Annotated in this window: 17 protein-coding genes; 2 read left to right on the plus strand and 15 right to left on the minus strand. The window is 63.4% G+C overall.

Features of this window, described 5'->3' with window-relative positions; genetic code table 11:
- Positions 1–129: 129 nt before the first annotated feature.
- A complete protein-coding gene (locus ACXJLU_RS28360; protein ID WP_457336779.1) occupies positions 130–747 on the minus strand; it encodes a hypothetical protein in 618 nt (205 codons plus the stop codon).
- 346 nt (positions 748–1,093) lie between these two features.
- On the opposite strand from ACXJLU_RS28360, the gene ACXJLU_RS28365 reads away from it, so the two are divergent.
- Positions 1,094–1,444, plus strand: coding sequence for a hypothetical protein (locus ACXJLU_RS28365; protein ID WP_457336781.1), 351 nt, complete (start codon positions 1,094–1,096; stop codon positions 1,442–1,444).
- A gap of 32 nt (positions 1,445–1,476) precedes the next feature.
- Here the strand turns inward: ACXJLU_RS28365 and ACXJLU_RS28370 are convergent, their stop codons facing one another.
- From ACXJLU_RS28370 to cynS, 11 genes are all read right to left on the minus strand, one after another.
- On the minus strand, positions 1,477–1,707 hold the full coding sequence (locus ACXJLU_RS28370; RefSeq protein WP_457336783.1) for a hypothetical protein: 231 nt from the start codon (positions 1,705–1,707) through the stop codon (positions 1,477–1,479).
- Between the two features lie 81 nt (positions 1,708–1,788).
- Positions 1,789–2,169 (minus strand): hypothetical protein, encoded by a 381-nt coding sequence (locus ACXJLU_RS28375; RefSeq protein ID WP_457336784.1) that lies wholly within the window; start codon positions 2,167–2,169, stop codon positions 1,789–1,791.
- A 132-nt stretch (positions 2,170–2,301) separates the two neighbouring features.
- Positions 2,302–2,925 (minus strand): hypothetical protein, encoded by a 624-nt coding sequence (locus ACXJLU_RS28380; RefSeq protein ID WP_457336786.1) that lies wholly within the window; start codon positions 2,923–2,925, stop codon positions 2,302–2,304.
- 645 nt (positions 2,926–3,570) lie between these two features.
- Positions 3,571–4,152, minus strand: a complete 582-nt coding sequence (locus ACXJLU_RS28385; protein WP_457336788.1) for a hypothetical protein — start codon at positions 4,150–4,152, stop codon at positions 3,571–3,573.
- Positions 4,153–4,215: 63 nt separating this feature from the next.
- Positions 4,216–4,905: a hypothetical protein gene (locus ACXJLU_RS28390; RefSeq protein ID WP_457336790.1), complete on the minus strand. Its 690-nt coding sequence runs from the start codon at positions 4,903–4,905 to the stop codon at positions 4,216–4,218.
- A 2-nt stretch (positions 4,906–4,907) separates the two neighbouring features.
- Complete coding sequence (locus ACXJLU_RS28395) at positions 4,908–8,963, minus strand: RHS repeat domain-containing protein (protein WP_457336792.1); 4,056 nt, start codon at positions 8,961–8,963, stop codon at positions 4,908–4,910.
- An 8-nt stretch (positions 8,964–8,971) separates the two neighbouring features.
- Entirely contained in the window at positions 8,972–12,898 is a 3,927-nt protein-coding gene (locus ACXJLU_RS28400) for an FG-GAP-like repeat-containing protein (protein WP_457336794.1), read from the minus strand.
- Positions 12,899–12,915: 17 nt separating this feature from the next.
- Positions 12,916–13,287, minus strand: a complete 372-nt coding sequence (locus tag ACXJLU_RS28405) for a hypothetical protein (RefSeq protein ID WP_457336795.1) — start codon at positions 13,285–13,287, stop codon at positions 12,916–12,918.
- Positions 13,284–13,625, minus strand: coding sequence for a hypothetical protein (locus ACXJLU_RS28410; RefSeq protein ID WP_457336797.1), 342 nt, complete (start codon positions 13,623–13,625; stop codon positions 13,284–13,286). The genes ACXJLU_RS28405 and ACXJLU_RS28410 overlap by 4 nt, the downstream gene beginning before the upstream one ends.
- Before the next feature lie 92 nt (positions 13,626–13,717).
- Complete coding sequence (locus tag ACXJLU_RS28415; protein WP_457336799.1) at positions 13,718–14,152, minus strand: hypothetical protein; 435 nt, start codon at positions 14,150–14,152, stop codon at positions 13,718–13,720.
- Positions 14,153–14,303: 151 nt separating this feature from the next.
- Entirely contained in the window at positions 14,304–14,747 is a 444-nt protein-coding gene (gene cynS, locus ACXJLU_RS28420; RefSeq protein ID WP_457336801.1) for a cyanase, read from the minus strand.
- 160 nt (positions 14,748–14,907) lie between these two features.
- Here cynS and ACXJLU_RS28425 point away from each other — a divergent pair, with 160 nt between their 5' ends.
- Complete coding sequence (locus tag ACXJLU_RS28425; RefSeq protein ID WP_457336803.1) at positions 14,908–16,359, plus strand: NAD-dependent succinate-semialdehyde dehydrogenase; 1,452 nt, start codon at positions 14,908–14,910, stop codon at positions 16,357–16,359.
- Here ACXJLU_RS28425 and ACXJLU_RS28430 read toward each other — a convergent pair.
- From ACXJLU_RS28430 to ACXJLU_RS28440, 3 genes are all read right to left on the minus strand, one after another.
- Complete coding sequence (locus ACXJLU_RS28430; protein ID WP_457336805.1) at positions 16,346–17,635, minus strand: glycoside hydrolase family 18 protein; 1,290 nt, start codon at positions 17,633–17,635, stop codon at positions 16,346–16,348. The two genes, ACXJLU_RS28425 and ACXJLU_RS28430, sit on opposite strands and share 14 nt — an antisense overlap.
- 30 nt (positions 17,636–17,665) lie before the next feature.
- On the minus strand, positions 17,666–18,694 hold the full coding sequence (locus ACXJLU_RS28435; RefSeq protein ID WP_457336807.1) for a phytoene/squalene synthase family protein: 1,029 nt from the start codon (positions 18,692–18,694) through the stop codon (positions 17,666–17,668).
- A gap of 37 nt (positions 18,695–18,731) precedes the next feature.
- Positions 18,732–18,912 (minus strand): hypothetical protein (locus tag ACXJLU_RS28440; RefSeq protein ID WP_457336809.1); only part of this gene is annotated, 181 nt, incomplete at its 5' end.

The raw sequence follows: 18,912 nt of genomic DNA on the forward strand, positions 1-18,912 counted from the left end.
GTGCGGGCACATCGCCGCCGCGCATTGCGGCAGCGACCAGCGTCGGCGCCTGCCGCGTGGCCCACAGCGACGCGGCGGTGAGGGCGAGCGTGCCGCCGAGGGCCCACCAGAGGCTCTTGCGCATCGGCATCAGCGGGTGGCCTCCGAGGCGTGGGGCGCGGGGGCTGCGGCCACCGTGGCGGCGGGCGCGGCCAGCAACGGCCGGCTCCAGCGGGTCAGCAGCAGCGAGGCCTCGACATCGACCGGGCTCGTCATCACGCGCAGGTTCAGGCGGCCGACGGTGGTGGTGGCATGGCGGTCGAGCAGCTCTTTCAGCACGAGCTTGATCTGCGGGTACGGGCCGCGCAGCGTGAGCTGCAGGTCGTGGCGGCCGAGCTGGTCGGCGGTGGCGGCGCGGGGCGTGTCGACCATGCTGACGACGGCGACGCCGAGCTGGCCGGTGACACGCTGCATGTCGCGCACCCAGTCGGCGGTGCTGGCGTCGAGCGGGAGGCGGCGGGCGAAGTCGGGGTCGGGCTCGGCGGGGGCACTGGCGGGCGCGGGGGCGGGTCGGGCCTGGAGGGTGGCCAGATCGCGCCGGGCATCGGCAAGCTGCCGTTGCTGGGCATGGAGCCATGCGCCGGCCGCGGCCACCGCGGCGAGTGCCGCGAGGCCGCTGAGCAGCCAGGCCAGCCAGGGAAGCTGCCCCTGATGCCAGCGGCGGGTCAGCGCCCAGTTCCACGACAGATTCTTGACGGGCGACATCATGGCGTTTCGATCACACGCGCGAGAGCAGCGAGACAGCGAGCGAGGTCAATGCGCGACAGCGGCGATGCGGCTCGTCAACGGATCTACGGCGATGGAATGGGTCTGCTGCATGGGGTCCTCCCTTGAAGCGCACCGCGAGGTCTTGTGGAGCCTTGGGGCGGGTGCGCGGAACCGGGTGACGCCCGGTGAGGGTGGAGTGTCGCGCATAAACGGCTGACTTTTTGCAGGTCAACCGTGCCATCTGAACCGGTCTGCGGACCTCGACACACGGAAAGGCGCTGCGGAGAATCCCCGGGTCGCGACGCGCCATTCCGGCGGCGTCATGCGTTCCTCTCCAAAGACACACATGCAACTCACTCACCTCAAGACATTCCGTGCTGCGAGAGCAGGCCTGGTCGTCGCCGCCGCGTTGACGGCCTTCGGCGCGCAAGCCCAGGTTCAAGCCGACTACGTGACCGGCACCATCATCAACACGACAAGCACGCCCGCCGGCTACCTGATCTGGCTTGACGCCGGGCGCCCCACCAACTGCAATGGCGCGCCGCTCGGCAGGATGCTGATCAAGAGCGAGAACAAGGTGGTGATAGCGACCGTGATGATGATGTTCGCGCTGGGCAGGAAGACCGCGACGGTCTACACGACGGGCATCGGGCCGAACGGGCATTGCGAGGTGAATCAGTACGATCCGGTGGAGTGAGGTGATGTCGGCGGCGTCGCAGACTTCGATTGCTACCCCGCCTTCTCTCGCTGCGTCAGCAAGGCAACTCGCTCAGGCAACCGCGCGAACCACGGCGCATCGGATCCAACCCAGGTCGGCTTCTCCCGCTTGAGAGCGCGAACGAGCAAGGCTTCAAGATCGTCGTCGGACTGCAGCGTATCGAGCAGGGGGATCATCAGCGACTTGAAGTCTTCGGTGAAGGCTTGTGCACCGGGCCACGACGCATCAGCTTGAAGTGTCATTGCCCAACTCGGGTTGATATCCGAAAGGGCTTGGCACGGCGCTCAACCACCGACCGAGTAAATATCCGTTTGACTAGTTATTTAACTTTCACCGGAAAGTAAACGTGTTCCCCATCGTTTGAGCAACAACTCCATGTCAACGCTACCGGATATCGTTTCTGCCGAGACCTCGAAGCACGGACTCGACGTGATTTTCCCCTTGGGGCTGATTGGATCGGAAATATCGAAACTTCCAATAACCTTCCAAGGCAACGATAGCTCACGCAGGAATTCCTGTATTGCTTTTGGAACACCCATCGAGAACTGATCGTATGTAATCAAAAAACTCGCAATCAGATCGCCATTATATCCCTCAGCGACAACGATATTTCTTCGCCCCGCCCCTCCCTCCAAGAAATAATCTGGGAGGACCTCCTCGAGGAAGCCAATCAGCCTCTCAAATTCCATTATTTCAACTGACATAGCGGCACCTCAATAAGCATCTTCCGTATGAAATGCAGCGTCCTCTGGCCTCAATGCTCTGCCGCTTCAGCCCGTCCTGCTCACATGTGCGGACCAATAAATTGGTCGCCGCGTAAACAACTTGCACATCCGTCAAAAATCACGCGGCGAATTTCCGAGGGGCCACCAGTTTCCATCGAAATAATCGCGATAGGAGTAAAGACACTCGGAAACGTAATCATCGAAGGTCTCCCAAGATCTTTGAACCTCTCTGGAAAATGGCTTTGTCAAACAGACCACTCGAGAATTTCGATCGTAGACAAGAAGTCTTGAGGAGAAGAAGTAGGCACCCAACTGAACATCCCCTTCCTTCAATTGCGCAGGCCTCGCCAAAATATTTGGCGGCACAATATTCGGAGATCTATATTTCACCACATAATCATTCGGGATATCGCGGAGATCGGGCAAACCAAATAATATGACATTACCCCCGAAAAATAATCCACCATTTGTTTCACACAAGAACCGCCCATAACCTTGCGGCAACGGAATATCTAACAATGGCAGTTCGGCTCGAATGCCACGATTGTCCTCCGTCTGCCTTGTTATGGATACGGATTCGATCGGCTCAGAAATGATCGGCTCAAATAAGACATGGAGATGCGGAAATTCACCTCGTCGAATTCCTTTCCGTCGAGCTCCATACGCGACATAACGAGCAACAGCATCGCTGTCGTCGATCGCAACGTCTTTCAATATTTTATCGAGCATCTTCATGGGCAAATGTAAAAATGGACCCTTTTTGCACACTGAGCGATGCTGGGCGGTAGGTCTGACCCTACTAGCGAACCCGTTTGGAGGCAATCCTTGCTTCTCCACTTTTCCAATCGCTCGAAAGAGCTCGAAGGGACTCCACCTCGACCGCAGACAAAGACAAACTTCGCCAATCTTCAACGGCTTGCCGAATTAATTCGGCCTCATCAGGTCGAGGCTGTCGCGAAATTTTCAGAAATCGACGGATGCTGCGAGTCCTCTGAGTAGCTGGCAAATCAGACTCGTGCACTCCGGCAGCGCGCATATGACGAACTATCTCATCTTGCTGAGTTGGAGAAAGCAACTCACGAACCCACGTGTCAACTTCTTTTGCAAGTCCCCGTACAACACCGAGTCCGTGTTCGCGTGGTACCGGAGACAAAATGAAGTCACGCAAACCATCAGGCACGTTGCCAGCCCCAGCAAACTTGCAATATGTGTGAAGTTTTTCGATCAACGAGTCAATCGACGATGTGTTCTTTGTCATCTTGAATAGGCTCTACACGCCAAATCACCCCTAAGCCGAAACTATATAAGCATCTTCGCTCATCCACCGACCATGTAAAGATCGCTTGACTAGTTGAGACTGCGCATCCAACAGTTATACGTTCAGGAAACTTGCTTGAATGAAGCTCCAATCAATCGCCTTTCAGTCCAACCATCTACCGCGTCACCGCGAAAATAAACATCCGGCGTGACTTGACTACTCCCGGGCGGGCGCGTCCTGAAAATTGGCAACAATAATTCCCAGCCGGCATTGGGCCGAACAAGCACGGCACTGAAAGGCAACGGAGGATCAACTGGCACAAAATGTGAAAATATTGATTTATCTACATCAATAATGTTTTCAACGCTATCCGGCAGATGAAGGTGCACCACATCCTGCCTGCCCACCAATCTGCATGTGAGAAAATCCGAACGGGCCGCACCGATTTCAAGAAGCAGATCATATGCAGCAGAGCTGAAGGCCGGAACCCATGACCAATACATCAGGTCGGGCAACTTCCGATCCGTTTTCGAGGCTCGTCCAAGCAACTCAAAGCAGGTTCCACGCCCTCCCTCGGCGCCCGCGAGAACTCCTCTCACATACTTTGGATCCAATCCATTGCGAATCGACGCTGCCAGCACATTCTCATCTGGCAAATAAAGATAAAATGTCGATTCCTCGCATTCGAGCAGGTAGCAGTTCATAGCCAGCCTTCAGGGGCTTAAAAGGCCAATCTCAAACGCATAAATTAATCATAAAATATAATATCAGCAAGGTGGATTAATTTTGAATTTCGAGATGATTTTACGAAGCCGCCCTAAGGCAGCTTCTTGGCGGCCAAAATCCAAAGCATCTACTTTTCCGACATCATTTGACTGCACGATAGCAGACTGAATATTCCTCACCAACTCAAGGAAAGACTTTCTATCCGCAGTGATCCAATAATAGGCAAGTTGCTTCTCTTCCCAGAAGAAGCGCTTGGAAACGAGAGAAGTCATCCTTGAATTCAGCAGGCCAGCGGGATCCGCGGCAATTTCTGACGCCTCCAGCAATGGAGCAATCGAGGTAAGCAATGTCTCTACAGCGATTTCCAATGAGGTTGAGGAATCTATTAACAACACGGATCCTGCATAGACCCGATTCCCTTGCAAAAATTGAGATGCACTCAGCATGAAAGTGACATCCTCAATAACCCCATCGGCAAGTTCGCTTACCACTTTTTCAACCTGAGGGAATTGCACCTGCAATGTAATAACAATTCCGTGAACGCCGTCCGGGAGTTCATGCTTCGGAAACGAAAGATTCAACATCAGACGTTGCGTCGACAGCACTTCTCCGTCCGTTGAAAACACGCGCTCCAACACAACAAAAGCCACAGTAGCCTTGCTCAGGATCCACCCACTTAATTCCAATTGGGCAGCAGCAGCCTTGGCAATTTTTAGGGCATTGGTTGTCATATTTAATTAGACGGCTGTTGAGGCATATACCCACCCACACCCGAACGCCCTTTGATCAAATCTGAGTAATCTCGCATGGTCCGCGTTTTAGGCAGAGTTCTCTGAGGCGCATAGATCATCACGCCGGCGATTTTCCCTTCCGGGATGGCGAACCGACCATTTGCGTCAACTTTTATCGACAATTGTTCTGCGAGTACTGCGCCTCTCGATCCATAGAATTGACCTTTGCCTTCGTTCAGCTCCTTGAAAGCTGCTCGCTGATTCTTCGTCTCGACACCTTCCCCCAATTTAACCTCACCAAACACGAGCTTCCCATCTGGCCCTTGAAATACACCATCAATGCGCACCACCACACCGGACGAACTCTTGAAATACACCTCATCAACTATGAAGTTATGTCCATTTTCCGCCATAAATTTCGACAGAACAGCCAATCCCTTGGCAGCCTTCATCGCGAGCTCTCTTCCGACCACCGCGTTGAATAGGTACTGAAATGCACCGGTTTGCGCACCACTTGAGAATTTACCTCCGCCTATTACTGACAGTGTCCCACCGACGACGGCCGCGCGCATGGCCCCTAAAACGTCATCCGACAGAGGGTCCAAATTCGAATCTATCAACTTCCCCAAACCGGCGGTGGCAGCGCCTACACCACACTTCCCGCCCCCGGCAACCGATGTAACGCATCCGCCGGCAGCATGCAGCGCTGCACGTCCCAGACCGCTATTACTCCAAGCGCCGCTGTCCGTCGCCATATTGACTTCGCCAGCCAAGCCATTCGCAGCCTGTCCGATTCCAAAAAACACCGCCCCCGAGAACGCTCCCTGAACGCCCCCCTTCACGTCGCCCGAGGCAATGGCCCCCGACACAAACCCCGTCGCGGCCGCATGGCCCGCCCCGGCCCATCCCACCTGAGGCCCCATCGGACCGAGCCACGCCGCCACCGCAATGCTGATCACCATCCGCATCTGCTGCTGATCGATGATCCCAGCCGCGCGGGCTACCAGCGCACCCACGATGAACGCCGCACACACCGGGCACTTCCCATCCGCATCCACGGTGTTCAGCGGCCGGTTGTAGACATAGCTGTACGCGTTGTACGTCTGCACGTCGAACGGGTCGCCCACCACCGGGTCGGCCTGCATGAAGCGCCCGATCATCGGGTCGTACAACCGCGCGTTCATGTGGATCACGCCGAGGTCGTCCAGGTGCTCGTGGCCGGTGAAACCGCGGTCGGTTCCGTTGGCTGCGTCCGGTGCGCCACCGTGGTAGTCGCCGATCAGTGCGTTGGCCGGGTCGGTCGCCCCGTTCGCATAGCGGCGCTTGCCCCATGGGTCGTACGCATAACGGATCGTCTTCACCAGGCTGCGCCAGTCGCTGCCGCCGGCCACCGTCACCGCCACCGTCGAACCCAGATGGTCCTTGTGCCAGTACTCCAGCTTGCTCACCGTCGACGAGGCCGCAGCCGTCGTCGTCACCAGCGCCGTCGCGTTGCCGACGGCGATGTAGTGCCGGTGCGTCGTCACGCCGGCCTCGTCGGTCTCTTGCTCGTAGCTCAGCCCGCCCGCGCCGTCCGGGTGCAGCGACCACGTCGTGCGCGTACCGCGGCTCGTCTTGCGCACCTCGACCAGGCGTTGCTCGGTCTCGCCGTACATCCAGTCGTAGGTCGGTGCGACACCACTGCTGCTCACGCCGACGATGCCCGGCGTCACCCCGTCGCCCTGCGGCAGGTTGAAGCTGTTGTAGCGGATGGTGCGGTAGCGCGCATCGCCGAAGGCGCGTGTCAGGTTGCCCTGCGCGTCGTATTCGTAGTCGGCGCTGTAGACCGGCCCGCCGGCGCGTGCGCGGATCGAGGTCACCGCATGCGGCAGCGGCTGCCCGCTGGCCGGGTACACGTACGAGCCCACATCGCTCTTCGACAGGATGTTGCCGATCGCGTTGTAGGCCAGCGTCACGTTCTGCGTCTGGCCGCCCGGGTTCGTCGTCTCGTAGCGCGTCAGCCGGTTCAGTTCGTCGTAAACGAACGTCTCGCCTGCATCGCTCTCGTTGCCCGCGCCATTCACGTCGGTGCGCGTGCTCAGGTTGCCCAGCGCATCCCACACGTAGCGGTGCTTGAACACGTTCATCGCCGCCGCGTTGGCAATGTCCGTGCCGGTTCCCGCCGCCGCATCGGTGACCCGCCCGCTCATCGGGTCGAAGCGCGTGTGGCTGCTGACGCCATGGCCCAGCACCGCGTCTTCGACCTTGCCCCAGGCGTTCACCCGCTGCGCCGTCCAATAGACGTAGCCATTGCCGTTGTGCACCGTCTGCATCGCACCCAGCCCGGTGTAGCCGTACTGCACGCTCACGCCGGTCTGCCAAGTCTGCTTCACCGGCCGGCCGAAGTTCGCGTCGTACTCCAGGCTCTGCGAGAAGGTCTTCTGCTGATAGCGCGGGTCGCCGCTGAGCGCGGTCGTGCTGTTCACCGGCCGCAGGTAGCGGTCGTACACCGTCGATCTCGCAACGCCGTGCGTCGTGCTGCTGCCGCACAGCTTGCCGCGGGTCGCGTTCGCGCCACCGCTGCCAGCGATCAGGCACGCCGTGCCATTCGCGACGCCCGTGGTCGTGTCAAAGAGATAGGTGGTCTTGAACTCGGGCGTCAGCTTCTCGACCAGGCGCCCCAGCACGTCATAGGCCAGCATGCTGCTGGTGCCGGCCGCCCGCTGGTTCGGACTCTGCTGCGAGGTCAGCTCGCCCAGCGCGTTGTAGCCGTAGGTCCAGTAGCCCTTGTTCGGGTCCAGCATCGCCGTCTTGCGGCCGCGCCCGTCGTAACGCACCTCCACGCGGTTGCCCAGCGGGTCGACCGTCGTCACCAGGCTGCCTTGCGCGTCGTACAGGAACGCGGTCTGCGCATGCGCTGCGTCTTCGGCCAGCACCACGTGACCCAGCGGGTCGCGCCATTGGATGTCGACTTGTTCACCGTCGCGGCTGCGGCGCGTGACCTTCGTCTTCGCGCCTTCGTAGGCGTAGCGCACCACCGCGAACTTGCGTGCCCCCGGCGCGTAGCCGAAGGCCGTCAGCTCGGCCACCGCCTTCGCGTCGGCGATCAGTTCGCTGCCCTCTCCGTTGTCGGCCGCGTACACCGCCACTGGCCGGCCGATCACATCAAACTGCGTGTAGGTGAAACCGTACCCGCTGCCGTCGATGCCCGAGCTCAGCGAGTGCAGGAAGTACGGCTGCGTCGTCAGCACCGCCGCGCCGTTCTGGTTGTAGAACGTGTCGGCCACAACCAGCTTGCCCGCGGTGGTGCCGTCACCGTCGAACGCCTGCGTCACGCTGCGCATCGTGCGGCCACGCGTGTCCTGGTAGGCGCGGGTCCACGGCCCGCTCACTACGCCGTTCGCGCCGTACGACTGCGTGTGGACGAAGCTCATCGCGAGGAGCGGCTTCGGATCGGTCGCCGGCAGGTTCGGCATCGGCGTGCCGATCGTTCCAGGGCATCCCGGTGAATTGCTGCTGTGGCTCGCGACGAACTGGACGTAGCAATACCAGCTCTGGCTGAAGCTGCCGTCCGCCCGCGTCTCCTTCACCTTGCGGCCCAGTGTGTCGAACTCCCAGGTCGTCGTCAGCCCGTTGGGTCCGGTCACCGAGCTGGCCTGCCCGAACCCCGGGTGCACGAGCTTGGTCTCGGTGTGATTCAGTGCGTTCCAGGCGCTGGTGACGAAGCTGCCGTCCAGCGTTCCGTCCGGCTGGCTCGCATTGCTGTAAGAAGCGTTAGCGATGCGGTCAGCGAATGCCCCTCCTTGCGGCAACGTGCCTGCGCAATTCGAGGTCGTCGTCTGCCTGCGGTTGCCGTTCAAATCCAGCTGATAGCGGGTCTTGACGCACAGCGCAGGGTTGTCGGGCTCGATCTGCTCCTCGACCAGCAACCCGGTCGTATCGTCGTAATCAAACTTGCTCGAGCGCGTCTCGCTGAAGGCCGGCGCCGACATGGTCTGGGCCAGCGCGTTCGCGCCCAGCAGCGTCAGCGCCGCCAGAGTGCCCAGCAGTCGCGGGAATGTCTTGTGAAGATCGGACATGGCGGCGCTCAGTCTTCCAACAGCAATTGCAGGATGGTCATCAGCACTTCCGGCCGCAGCAGCTTGGTCGGCGTGCCGTTCAACGCAGGATCCTGCGTGGCCTTCGCGGTGGCGCTCAGGTTGGCGTCACTCCGGTCGAGCGGTTGGATCGCGTTGGTAGAGGACGTCACGGTGCTGGTACCCAGGCGGCCAAGGAACCACTTGTCGACGTTCACGAAGCGGCTCGTTCCACCATCGCCGCTCAGGTAGGTGTTGCTCGTGGTCTTGGTCATGACCTGATCCGCCGCCTTGCCTCCCACGGCGTAACCCGTGGTCGCGATCGTCGCCGTGCCGACGTCGCCGTAGGCCGTCATCGACGTGTTCGTGGTGTCAACCTTGCTGACCCTCAGCGCAGGGCGATCGAGATCCCATGTCCGCTCGACAGAACGCATCTGGTAGGGGCGCTTGACCGCCTCGGTGGTGCCGCACGGCGTCATCCAGTTGGCCGACGCCGAGCCCGCCTGCGACTGGACGTCGCAGTAGACGTAGGTCGTCATGTTGATGATCTGTGCGCCCCAGCCATCAGTGGGCTTGTCGATCGCATCACCATCGACGTCGAGGCATTCGCTGTTGGCACCCGTGCTGGTCGACGATTGCGTGCCGGAACCCACCCCCTTCGGCAACTGCCGCGGCGAGCCGGGCCGCACGTTGCGGCTGTTGTCAACGTCGTCGTGCACCACGTTGGTCGGCGGCGCGTTCGGCACCCACTGTGCTAGGTAGCGCGTGTACGTGCACTTGGGCATGCCGACGAACTGCTTGCGCAGCGTGCCCTCCTGCCCGGTCTCGCTGTTCAGCGGCTGCAGGTACTCGGTGGTCGACGCCATCATCCCGCCGTTGGCGTAGGGGAAGTACTTGGTGACCGATTCCAGCCCGAGATCGCCCCCACCCGACAGGTCGGACTTCATCCCGACGTAGGCAAACGCCGTCGTGACGCCGAGGTTGCTCGAGTCGCCCGTGCCATTGAGGCTCGGCTGCTTCGTGCTGGCGACCAGCCACTGCGCCGGGTGGGCATGATGCGTAGGCCAGCTGTGCTTGCCTGCCTTGTCGGCACGCGCCTGCGGATCGGTGATGCCACTCAGGTCGATCGGCGGACGCGTGTTCGCATACACCCCCGCCCCAATCGGCGAATTGTTGCCGACCACGAGCCCGGCGCTGGCCATGCCGGTCGACGAATAGCTGATCCACGTGTACACGCCGGACAGGTTCGTCACCATGTTCAACATGTCGGGAGGTGGCCCGTTGCGATACCAAAGATTGTTGTTGCCGCCGTCCTGCATGCGGATGAAGCCGACGCTGCCCAGGCCCATGAAATCGCCGGACAGGAAGGTGACGCCGCCGGTGGCCATCTCCGGCAAGTTGTAGCGCCCGCGATCGATGTCCGACACGGCCGCGAGGCTGCCATCGAGCTTGCCCCCGTCCGTCCCGGCCAAGCTCGTGAAGAATCGCAGGTCGTGTCGCTCGTCTTCGCCGGTCCAGGCCATGAAGTCGATCAGGCCGTCACCGTTGATGTCCATCGGCATCGAGCCGGCGAGGCCGCTCCCGAAGGCGAAAAAGCGCGGTCCACGCATCAGCCCGACATTGCCGTCGCCGGTTGGCTCCATCCACGAGGTCGGACCCCATGCCTTCAGCGCATTCAACGGCCGATCGTCTCGAAGGAAGGTCCCGCCCTGGTTGATGAACAGGCGTGCCTCATGGGGGTTTGCCGACACGCTGTTCGGCGTTCCGCTGTGATTGGGCGGGATCGGGCTCGGCACAGTGCGCGATGTAGTGGGGTCCATCAGGATCACGTCGCTCTTGCCGTCGCCGTTGGCATCGACGACGAGCATCAACGGCGTACTGCCAGCCAATGGCGTCGGATCGATTGCTTCCGGACTCTCATGAAAAAGACCGTCTGCACCTTGAATCCAGCGACTCTTTACGAATAGCAGGTCGGGTCTGCCATCTCCGTTTACATCGACCACTTCTCCATAGGAGAAGCCGCCTCCCGGCATCTGGATGGCGCGAATCGCGACGGACACCGAAGCTTCCTGCTTCAATGCGAACTGACCCGCACCGTTCCCCACGTAGTAGCGCAATGTGCGCTGAGGCGGTCGAATTGGAGCGTCCTCACAGCCCCCGGGCCGAGGTGTCTCCAGCACCTGCTCGATCGAAACCAGGTCGAGTCGACCATCACCGTCGAAATCCTGCCAGTAAACATCCTGGGTGCGCTTTTCGTAGACGATGCTGCTCAACTCCCAGTGTCCCCGCAATGCAACGCAAAGTTGCGTCGTCATGTTGTGGTCAAAGGTGGCTGTCACCAGCGGCCCCTGCACCGTCGATACTGGATTCGGCACCTTGACAAACTGTCCGTAGGTGCCAGTGGCATTCAAATCGTTGTCCGAAACCGAGAGCCACATCCCAAGTCGATCCGCCTTGGGGCACCAATTCGTCGAATCCGAATGGCATTGGCGAATGAGATCCATGCGGCCGTCGCCGTTGATGTCAGCTGCCACGGTGTCGACGGCATCATTGTCCCAACCCGGGTTAAAGGTTCCGCCGAGCCGTATCGTCGCCAAGTCGCCTATCGACGGAACCTTGTTGTACTTGCCCGGCACCGTCGCATCGGCCAGCCACAGCTCGTTGACCTCGCCGTTCACGCCGGCGTTCTTCGTCCACAGCAGCAGGTCGGTCTTGCCGTCGCCGTTGAAATCGCCGGTGATCGTGCCGCGCGATCCGTCGAACTTCACCAGCGGCATGCCGCCCAGGTTGAAGCTGGTGGAGCCGACGTAATTCACGTCGTAGGCCAAGCCCGGATAGTTGAACCTCGTCGCCGGCAGGCAGGTGATGGACGTGCCGCCCGCGCATTCGGTGATGGTCGTCAGCAACTGCCGGTTCGTCGCTTTCGACGTGGCATGCGCAATCTGGTAGTAGCGCACCATGCCAGCGCTGGTGGCCACTTGCACCTGACTCAGCAACTGCGTGCTGACCACCTTCGACCCGAGGTGGTAGGCCTCGGCCTTGTCGGCACGTTCCTCGTAGAAGAGCTCCACCCGATGCCGTCGTGGGCACGCGCTTCCCGCCGCGTCCTTGCAGCCGTAGTAGACCCGCTTCAGATTCCATTCCCGTCCCGGCAGGACCAAGCCACCCGGCCCCTTGCTTCCCCAGGTCCGCGTCGTGTTGTCGTACTCGAACTCGATCGCGTTGCCGACCGAGTCGACGACTTTCTTCAGCATCCAGGCCGTCGCCACGCCCGGCAGTTGGCCGCCCTCGGAAAGAGCGATGGCATCGGCGGCCGGCACGCCGCGGATGCTGGTCAGCCCATACACCTGCGTGAGGCCCGCCTTGGTCTGCACCGTGAACGTGGCGGGACCCTTCTCGGCGCCGCTGCCAGCCATGCCGCTCGCGCGAATGCGCGAGTAGCCATCGTTCTCGGTGCGGAACTCGACAAATCCGCCCGTCAAGCCCAGCGCCGGTGTCACCTGGCTCGCCGCAGCCTTGCCGACCCAGCCCTGGCTGGTGTCGACCTTGACCAGGCGTTGGCCGTCGAGGCACAGGTTGTCGTCTGCCGTGTAGCGCACCGGCGTGATCTGCGGCTTCACCGCGCCGCTGGCCGCCACCGGCTCGATCTTCGGGCAACGCGTGATCTGCGAGATGCCCTGCACCGTCCAGCCCACACCGATGGGCCCGTTGTTGCCGCCGCTGTTGTAGACCAGGCTCAGCTTCGGCTCCATCCCCGCGACGCCGGGCGGCACGACGATCGGGTAGCTGTAGACGGCCTGTCCGCTCTCGCTGACGACGAGGCCCTGCGCCGATGCGCTGACCGCCACCGCGGACAACGCCATCGCCAGCAGGCGCGGCGCGGCGCTTGAAAACCTGGCCAGCCACGCATCGGCCCGCGAGATGGAGAACGAGTTCATGGGGATCCTGTCAGGGCTCAGTTGGCGTCGAGCCCGAAGCTCGTGATGACGCAGCTCGCCGGCGCATTGGCGCTCTCGTAGTACACGAACATCTTTTGCCCCGTCGCCTTGGCCAGCGATACCGTTGCCCAGAAGCGGTTCAGGTCTGCCGGCACGGCATTGGCGCCGAAGATGATCTGACCCGACGGGCACGGAACGGACACGAAGTACGCGGTGACGATGCCACCTGGGTAGTTCTCGAGTCGCCAGGCGGCCGGGCTCTCGGCGATGCGCACCGAAGTCGCGTGGGCCGATATCAGGCATCCCGAGAGGATGGCGGCAGCTGCAATTTTCCCCAGCGCCCGCCGGCGCGATCTCACGCCGTGAGCGGCCGTGCCGTGCCGGCTCATGACCCGACCCCCATGTGCCCGATGTGGCAGAACCCGCCCTCGCTCACGAGAAAGAGCGTGACCGTGGAGCCTTGCGCCTTCGCCATCAGCAGCGACGCGACGTAGACCTTGTAGTTGCTGTCGGCTTCATTGAGGTAGGCGAAGCCGTTTCCGTTCGTGCACAGCGCCGTGCCGCCGCCATTGAGATAGACCCGGAAGGCATAGTTCGTATCCGCGGTAACCTCGATCGCCGTGATCTTGCCGCTCTGCGCACCATCCCACGCCGCTGCCGGCATGCTCGCCGCACACAGCAACACCACCAGGGCCTCAGCAAAAAGGGCCTGCAACTTCTTCAGCATGTCATTCCTTGTGTTCATTCATCAACGCACGGCCGCGGATTTGCACGGCAGGCGAATCCCGCATTGCCGCACGAGCTCTGAACCCGATCCCGCTACCGCCCCAACGTGGCCCCGAACAGACTGCAGCGCCCGTTGAACGCCGTCACGGCCGGGTTGTCCGTGATGTGCAGGGTCACGGGCTTCTGCGTCAGCACCGCCATCGACATCAGGCTGAACAAGCGTTTGTCGGCGTCGACGCTGCGCAGTGTGGTGATGTAGTTCGGGTCGCATGTCATGCCCGCCGGAACCGTGAAGCCGCCGGCAACCTGAATCTCGAAATTGCCGGCTTGGTGACCGACCGCATTGGCCTGGACCACCCCGACCGATTGCACGTAGACACCGGTGAGATAGGCTTCGGCGGCAGAAGCATTCAAGGCCGATGACGAGATGGCGCTCAAAAGCAATGACTGCAATGCGACACGCCGCAGGACTGACGGCGGCCGAAGCATTGCCAGCGCATTGCAGGCGCAAGTTTTCAAGATCTTCATTGATCCTCCCGATTCAGCGCTCGTCGGCGCGATTTGATGCTGTACGCGATCTGTTTGTCGCGAAGCGCGCACGTTAACTGAAGCCAACCGGCTCCCGCAAGGCCGCGCCATTCGAAATGGCCATCTTTCCTCCTTCAACGTGAGGATGTCTTCAATATGTCTTGTACGGCAGGAACTTCCCGCTCATCACGATGCTGACCCGATCCCCCGCCGGGTTCGGCTCGCGCTGCAGGTCCATCTTGAAATCGATCGCGCTCATGATCCCGTCGCCGAACTCTTCATGGATCAGTTCCTTGAAGGTCGTGCCGTACACGCTGACCAATTCGTAGAAGCGGTAGATCAGCGGATCGGTCGGCACCGACGTCGGCAGGGACCCCTTGTACGGCACCACGCACAGCCACTTCTGCTCGGCATCGCTCAGTCCGAAGATCTCGCCGAGCACGCCGGCCTGCTGCGGCGTCAGCGTCATCTGGCCGAGGCAGGCGGCTGTCGTCCATTCCTTGCTCAGCCCGACCTTCACGGCCACGTCGGACCACTTCAGGCCTTGGGCGACCTTGGTCGCGATGATCTTCTCGGTGACGTCGAGGCGGCTCATGGGAACTCCTTGTGAGAAAAGATGGGGTTCTGCTGGCTAGCAACGATCGTGCTCGAAACGATCGTGCTCGACACAGGGCGATGCCCCCATCGCCAACGCCGGGCACCTGCTTGACGGAAAATCCCCCGCTTCCGCCGCAACGACTCCCGAAAGAGCCCCCATGAGCGCCACCTTCGACACCTACCCCGACACCCGCCTGCTGATCGACAACCAATGGGTCGACGCCACCGGCGGCAAGACGCTGGACGTGCTGAACCCCGCCACCGGCGCGCCGATCGGCAAGGTCGCGTATGCGTCGATCGCCGACCTCGACCGCGCGCTGGCCGCCACGCAGCGCGGCTTCGAGACCTGGCGCGTCACGCCGGCCCATGAGCGCGCCAACGTGATGCGCCGCGCCGCCGTGCTGCTGCGCGAGCGCGCCGACGGCATCGCCCGCCTGATGACGCAGGAGCAGGGCAAGCCGCTCGCCGAAGCGCGCGTCGAGGTGATGGCCGGCGCCGACATCATCGACTGGTTCGCCGACGAAGGCCGCCGCGTCTATGGCCGCATCGTGCCGTCGCGCAACCTGAATGCGCAGCAGCTGGTGCTGAAGGAGCCGGTCGGCCCGGTCGCCGCGTTCACGCCGTGGAACTTCCCGATCAACCAGATCGTGCGCAAGCTCGGTGCGGCGCTCGCGAGCGGCTGCTCGTTCCTGGTGAAGGCGCCCGAAGAAACCCCGGCCTCGCCGGCGGCGCTGCTGGCCACCTTCGTCGACGCCGGCATCCCGGCCGGCGTGCTCGGCCTGGTGTTCGGCAATCCGGCCGAAATCTCGGCCTACCTGATCCCGCACCCGGTGATCCGCAAGGTCACCTTCACCGGCTCGACGCCGATCGGCAAGGAACTGGCCGCGCTGGCCGGCCGCCACATGAAGCGCGTGACGATGGAGCTGGGCGGCCACGCACCGGTGATCGTCGCCGACGACGCCGATGTCGCGCTCGCGGTCAAGGCCGCCGGCGGCGCGAAGTTCCGCAATGCAGGCCAGGTCTGCATCTCGCCGACGCGCTTCCTGGTGCACAGCAGCGTGAAGGCGGAGTTCTCGCAGGCCCTGGTGGCACACGCCCAGAAGCTGAAGCTGGGCGATGGCCTGGCCGAAGGCACCACGCTCGGCCCGCTGGCCAATGCGCGCCGCCTGGGCGCGATGGCCAAGGTGGTCGACGACGCCCGCAAGCGCGGCGCCACCGTCGCGACCGGCGGCGAACGCGTCGGCAGCAGCGGCAACTTCTTCGCGCCGACGGTGCTGGTCGACGTGCCGCTCGATGCCGACGTGTTCAACAACGAACCCTTCGGCCCGGTGGCCGCGATCCGCACCTTCGAGACGCTCGACGAGGCCATCACCGAAGCCAACCGCCTGCCGTTCGGCCTGGCCGGCTACGCCTTCACCCGCTCGATCAAGACCGCGCACCAGCTGGCGCAGCGCCTGGAACTCGGCATGCTGTGGATCAACCAGCCGGCCGCACCGGTGGCCGAGATGCCATTCGGCGGCGTGAAGGATTCGGGCTACGGCACCGAAGGCGGCCCGGAGGCGATGGAGGCCTACCTGGTCACGAAGAGCGTGTCGATCATGGCTGTCTGATCGGCTTGACCGGAGCAGGACCCGGGGTCTGCCCGACCCCGAGGTTCATCGCGTTCAGGATGTCGCCGTTGTCCTGCGACAGCTCCCACGCGAAGACGCCCGCCAGCCCGTGCGCGACCGCGAAGCGGCCCTTGCGCCGCACGCTGCGCGGGTCGTCGTAGCCGATCATCTGCTGCGTGCCTGCATTCCACAGCGTGTACGACTGCGTCGTGCGGTCGAACACCGCTTTCCAGCCCTGCGTGCCGACTCCCTTCGGTCCGAGCCAGCCGTCGGCCAGTTCGCGGTAGGTGATGTCGCCTTCCTTGCCGGGGAACACGCCGGTGCGCGGCACGCCGTTGAAGCCGTTCGACCCCGGCCCCTTCACGCCGGCGAAGCCGCGGCCATACATCGCGACGCCGGCCACCAGCTTGCTGGCCGGCACGCCGGCCTTCGTCATCACGCGCACCGCGCCTTCGAGGCTGTCGTTCGAATCGGGCGTCGGGCTCGCGAGCGGCGTGTGGTGGCCGGCCAGCGGTGTCCAGCCACCGGCGAAGTCGTAGGTCATCATGAAGACGAGGTCCATCACCTTGGCCGCGCTGGCATGGTTCACCTTCGTCGCGAGCGATTCGGTGGTGTTGACCGCGGCGGTCAGCAGGTAGCGCCGGCCGGTCTGCGCGGCCAGGCCGTCGAGCGCGCGGCGCAGGTCGACCATCAGGTCCGCATAGCCCTGCCCGTCGGCCGGCGTGCCGAGCGCGACGCCATTGGCGCTGCCGTTCGACGTGGGGTGCTCCCAGTCGATGTCGATGCCGTCGAAGGCCGGGTGTGTCTGCAGGAACTGCGCGACGGAGGCGGCGAACACCGCGCGCCGCGCCGGGTCGTTCGCGAGGTGGAAGAACGGGTCCGAGCCGCCCCAGCCGCCGACCGATGCCAGCACCAAGGCCCGCGGCGCGCGCTGCTTGAAGCGGGCGAAGACGGCGTCGAACTCGTCGTCGCGTTTCGAGGTGGCAAGCTGGAAATCGGCCTTGCCTTCGCAGGCCGCCGCATCCTGCGGCAACTGGCCCGGGCCGCACAGGTGCAGGAAGGCGTAGAGCAGGTGCGTCAGGTTGCCGGCGGGCACGCGGTCGAGCAGGTCTTGCGGCTGCCAGTTCGGCACGTAGACGCCGACGACCTTGCCGCTGGTCGGCTTGAACGGGTGGTGCTGCCCGGTGAAGGGCGGCACCGGCTCGGCGGCCGGCGCGGCGCTGGCCACCAGGGTCGGCGTTGCGGCCAGGGCCATCATCCATCGCGATCGGGTCATCGTCAGTCTCGTCGAGTGGGGTGAAAGAAATCAGGCACGGCAGGCCGCGTCGGTACGGGCGAGCGCCGCATCGGTCCAGTGCCGCAGCGCGGCGGTCGACAGCGCGGTCGGCACCGAGCGCAGCAGCATCCGGTAGACCGCGCCGCGCGTGACCTTGACGCGCCGTGACGGATCGAGCCAGCCCGGCGACGTGAGCAGCAGTTCGAGCGACGCGAGCCCGAGCATCAGCGGCCACAGCGACGCGAGCCGCAGGCGCAGGCTGCCGGCGGGAATGCGCAGCACGTAGTCGGAGCCGTCGCGGTAGCCGGCCAGCGCATGCGCGCTCAGTTCGACCAGCAGGGGCCGGGCGGCCGAGCGGCGCGAAGGATCGGACAGGTCGGCGACCGTCAGGCCCTGCTGCGCGAGCAGCTCGGCCGGCAGGTAGCAGCGGCCGTTGCCGAGGTCCTCGGCGGCATCGCGCAGCACGTTCGTCAGCTGCAGCGCCTGGCCGTAGGCGATGCCTTTCGCGACCATCGCGTCGCGCGGCCAGGCCTGCAGCTCAGGCCGGTGGCGCATCGCGATGTCGGTCCAGAACTCGCCGACGCAGCCGGCCACCATGTAGGTGTAGCGGTCGAGTTCGGCGCGGGTCTGCAGCGGCACCGGCGCACCGGCGCGGCCGTGCTCGAAGTGCTGCAGGTCGAAGCACATGCCATCGGTCAGCGTCGTCACGACGCGGCGGATGTCGGCGGTGTCGGCGGGCGCCTGGTGGCGCAGCAGGTCGAGGGCCTCGGGCAGCGCGGTCATCAGCGCGGCCTCGCCGGCATCGGTCGGGTTGCCGGCATCGATGGGTTGCGCAGGCCGCGTGCCGGCCACCTGCTCGCGCCACGACTGCAACTGCGCGAGCCGTTGCGGCGCCGGGCGGCCGGGCGTGTCGGCGATGGTGTCGGCCGCGCGCGCGAGCAGGTAGGCCAGGCTGACCGGCGCGCGCAGGCCCGGCGGCAGCATGCGCAGGCTCAGGTAGAACGAACGGGAGACGCGCTTCAGCAGCGCGCCGAGCAGCGTGTCGGCAGGAACGGGCATGGGCTGGCAATGTAGCCGCAATGCGGCGTGCACCGGCTCACCCCGACGACTTGAACACTCCGAACAGCCGCCCGATGCGGCCGGCGATGCCGCGCTCGCCGGACGACACCTTGATCAGCGGGCTGGTCGGCCGGTTGCCGAACGGGTCGGCGGTCTGCACGCCACGCGTCGCGGCGGTGCCCGTGCGCGCCGGGGCGGCACGCGGCGCGGCGACCGGC

This window comes from Rhizobacter sp. P5_C2, assembly GCF_054049715.1.

Excerpts from the sequence above, each read along its gene's own strand:
- ACXJLU_RS28360 (WP_457336779.1), bottom strand. The coding sequence starts at position 747 with ATGATGTCGCCCGTCAAGAATCTGTCGTGGAACTGGGCGCTGACCCGC.
- ACXJLU_RS28365 (WP_457336781.1), top strand. The coding sequence starts at position 1,094 with ATGCAACTCACTCACCTCAAGACATTCCGTGCTGCGAGAGCAGGCCTG.
- ACXJLU_RS28370 (WP_457336783.1), bottom strand. The coding sequence starts at position 1,707 with ATGACACTTCAAGCTGATGCGTCGTGGCCCGGTGCACAAGCCTTCACC.
- ACXJLU_RS28375 (WP_457336784.1), bottom strand. The coding sequence starts at position 2,169 with ATGTCAGTTGAAATAATGGAATTTGAGAGGCTGATTGGCTTCCTCGAG.
- ACXJLU_RS28380 (WP_457336786.1), bottom strand. The coding sequence starts at position 2,925 with ATGAAGATGCTCGATAAAATATTGAAAGACGTTGCGATCGACGACAGC.
- ACXJLU_RS28385 (WP_457336788.1), bottom strand. The coding sequence starts at position 4,152 with ATGAACTGCTACCTGCTCGAATGCGAGGAATCGACATTTTATCTTTAT.
- ACXJLU_RS28390 (WP_457336790.1), bottom strand. The coding sequence starts at position 4,905 with ATGACAACCAATGCCCTAAAAATTGCCAAGGCTGCTGCTGCCCAATTG.
- ACXJLU_RS28395 (WP_457336792.1), bottom strand. The coding sequence starts at position 8,963 with ATGTCCGATCTTCACAAGACATTCCCGCGACTGCTGGGCACTCTGGCG.
- ACXJLU_RS28400 (WP_457336794.1), bottom strand. The coding sequence starts at position 12,898 with ATGAACTCGTTCTCCATCTCGCGGGCCGATGCGTGGCTGGCCAGGTTT.
- ACXJLU_RS28405 (WP_457336795.1), bottom strand. The coding sequence starts at position 13,287 with ATGAGCCGGCACGGCACGGCCGCTCACGGCGTGAGATCGCGCCGGCGG.
- ACXJLU_RS28410 (WP_457336797.1), bottom strand. The coding sequence starts at position 13,625 with ATGCTGAAGAAGTTGCAGGCCCTTTTTGCTGAGGCCCTGGTGGTGTTG.
- ACXJLU_RS28415 (WP_457336799.1), bottom strand. The coding sequence starts at position 14,152 with ATGAAGATCTTGAAAACTTGCGCCTGCAATGCGCTGGCAATGCTTCGG.
- cynS (WP_457336801.1), bottom strand. The coding sequence starts at position 14,747 with ATGAGCCGCCTCGACGTCACCGAGAAGATCATCGCGACCAAGGTCGCC.
- ACXJLU_RS28425 (WP_457336803.1), top strand. The coding sequence starts at position 14,908 with ATGAGCGCCACCTTCGACACCTACCCCGACACCCGCCTGCTGATCGAC.
- ACXJLU_RS28430 (WP_457336805.1), bottom strand. The coding sequence starts at position 17,635 with ATGACCCGATCGCGATGGATGATGGCCCTGGCCGCAACGCCGACCCTG.
- ACXJLU_RS28435 (WP_457336807.1), bottom strand. The coding sequence starts at position 18,694 with ATGCCCGTTCCTGCCGACACGCTGCTCGGCGCGCTGCTGAAGCGCGTC.